At 62.4% G+C, this 463-nt stretch carries 1 protein-coding gene; it reads right to left on the reverse strand.

The genetic code is table 11. The annotated features are described in order from the left end of the window. A partial coding sequence (locus tag K5E40_RS34445) for a bacteriophage T4 gp5 trimerisation domain-containing protein (protein WP_409339163.1) occupies positions 1-463 on the reverse strand: 463 nt, incomplete at both ends.

The raw sequence follows: 463 nt of genomic DNA on the forward strand, positions 1-463 counted from the left end.
CGACGATGGCCACGCTGCTGAAGATCCCACCCGAATTGATCACGATGTGATGGCCGCCCGCCGTCAGCGTCAGGCTTGTCCCGGCATCAATCACCACTTGGCTCGCGGTGACCCGCGCATGCGGGCCGGCCTGAATCACCAGCGTTCCATCAGCCATGGTGCTGCTGTTGCCGCTGATGCTGAGCAGGTCGTCGCTGCCGATGACGGTGTTGCGCGTACCGTCGGTGGTGTGGCGTTCGTCAGCCTTGATCAGGCTGGTGCTGTGGTTGTCGACCTGTTCGAAACGGTCGCGGCGGATCAGGCTATGGCTGTCGTTGAGGATCAGTTGTTCAAAGTCACGCTCGGCGCGCAGATAGATTTGTTCCTGGCCGGCGCGGTCTTCGATCATCAGTTCGTTGTAGCCGCCGGTGTGCGGTGAACTGTGGCTGCGCAGCACGGTGCGGGTCTTGTGCTCGGGCAAGGC

This window comes from Pseudomonas baetica, assembly GCF_019733355.1.
Lineage (GTDB): Bacteria > Pseudomonadota > Gammaproteobacteria > Pseudomonadales > Pseudomonadaceae > Aquipseudomonas > Aquipseudomonas baetica_A.